The sequence below is a fragment of the Pseudemcibacter sp. genome (assembly GCF_965661635.1).
GTDB lineage: Bacteria > Pseudomonadota > Alphaproteobacteria > Sphingomonadales > Emcibacteraceae > Pseudemcibacter.
In genome coordinates, this window is the sequence record NZ_CBFIEP010000052.1 from 1 (window position 1) to 2,030 (window position 2,030).

At 41.3% G+C, this 2,030-nt stretch carries 3 protein-coding genes; all 3 read right to left on the bottom strand.

What is annotated here, in order from left to right; genetic code table 11:
- Nucleotides 1-256: twin-arginine translocation signal domain-containing protein (locus ACTF6W_RS03880; RefSeq protein ID WP_438993229.1), on the bottom strand; the 256-nt coding region annotated here is incomplete at its 3' end.
- Nucleotides 257-266: 10 nt separating this feature from the next.
- Complete coding sequence (locus tag ACTF6W_RS03885; RefSeq protein WP_438993230.1) at nucleotides 267-1,202, bottom strand: aldo/keto reductase; 936 nt, start codon at nucleotides 1,200-1,202, stop codon at nucleotides 267-269.
- A 27-nt stretch (nucleotides 1,203-1,229) separates the two neighbouring features.
- A partial coding sequence (locus tag ACTF6W_RS03890) for an NTP/NDP exchange transporter (RefSeq protein WP_438993231.1) occupies nucleotides 1,230-2,030 on the bottom strand: 801 nt, incomplete at its 5' end.

Sequence of the window (2,030 nt, forward strand, 5' to 3'; positions counted from 1 at the left end):
GAACGGTTCCACCTTCTTTAAATAATGTTTCAATCGTGTTGCGGCGCGCCATAAAATCTTGGCTCAAATCACCAAACGTTTGCGCAGTTCCAAGCCCTACAGCGGGGATCATTTCACCCGTCGCCGGAATTTTACGGTGCAATAATTCACCTGATTGCGCACGAGCAACACTTCCAAGTCCACTGGTCGCCAACACTCCGGCTCCTGCTGCTGCACCTGTTAATTTTAAAAAGTCTTTTCTAGTAATGTTACTCATTGTTTATTCCTTATAAATTCGTGATAAAATCGACCATACGTTTACGTTCGGCTTGCGAAGGAAGACGTCCGCGCAATGCGCCAACGTTATCAACCACATGATAATCATTAATAGTACCAGGTATAATGACTGTAACATCTTCATGACCTAGGATATATTTTAAGAAAAACTTACCCCAACTATCAACGCCGAAATCTTTTGCCCATTCCGGAATATCAAGCCCTGCACCTGCCGTTGGGCCAAACAAACGACCACGGGCAAATGGTACATTGACCATAACGGCCACGCCATGCTCGCGCGCAGCAGGAAGAACACGATTTTCAATGGATTGATTAAGAAGATTATAATGACACTGAATAAAATCGATTTTATTGTTTTCGATTACTTTTGCTGCTTCCTCATTTTGGCTATCACGGAAATGAGTAATGCCAACATATTTTACTTTGCCTTCATCGCGCAAGCCATTGATGGTTTCAAGATGAGCTTCCGTATCACGTAGGTTATGAACCTGAAGAAGTTCCATCTTATTGGTACGCAGATCTTTAAACGATTTATTATTTTGATCTATGCCTGCCTGCTTACCCTGAATACTAATTTTAGTGGCTAAAAAACATTGATCACGCATACCTAATTCATCAAGTGCTCTACCAACGACTTGTTCCGCGTCGCTATATGTAGGTGACGTATCAATTACCGTCGCGCCTTCTCGAAAAAGGGCAGCAATTGCATTTTTACGTTGATTAAAATCTTCACTTAAATCACCAAATGTCATCGCCGTGCCAAGCCCAACCGCCGGGATCATTTCACCGGTTGAATGAATTTTGCGGTGCAGTAAATCACTTGATTGTGCACGTGCCACACTGCCTAATCCTGTCGACGCCATTGCGCCAGCCGCTGCCGCCGCACCCGTAAGCTTTAAAAATTCTTTTCTTGTTAAATCAGACATTAGTTTCTCCGTATTTTAAATCTATTCTTAAGTGTTATTTTGTTCTTGAATTTTTTCTTGTTCTTCGTGGCTCTTGCCTAGCTTCCATCCCATTATACCCCAAATTGCAGCGATAGGCACACCGACCATGGCGATCTTACTCATGGATAAACCTAAGCCACTATTTAACATATTATAAAACCAACTATTCGCAACGTCGCCACCGCGGAACACAACCGTATCAATAAAGTTCTTCGCCTTATATTTTTCTTCGCGACTAACCACACTGAAAAGATTTTCACGGGACGGAACAAACATTCCATATTCTGATGCACGCCTCAAAGTTTGGAAAATAATAAAGACCCCAATTGTTGGCGATATTGCGAGCAATATAAACCCAAAAACTGTGATAATCGGCAATATAATGATGCCACCTTTAATACCGTAATTTGAAAGCACAGGCCCCGCAACAAAGACTTGAAAAATCAAAGCACCAATTGAGACATAAAGATCAATCATCCCAAAAATCTGCACTCTTTCATCTGTATCTGTATAATTGGAATATATCATGTCCCCTTGTTGGAAATAAGCAAATGTTGCAGTAAGGGACAAAAGGAACACCATTCCGGTAACACCCATCAAATATCGTGATTTGAATATTTCTATCAAACCATCAAGCATACCGCCGCCGATTGCCTTTTCATTTTCAACATTCGCCGCCCCTGGCGCTTCTTTTCGTAAACTTACTAATTTGAAAATACAAAAAATTGAAAAAGATAAAACCACCGCAGAAATTAACAGCAAACTTTCCGTACCTAAACTATCCGTCAAGAAAGTAACAATGCTAGG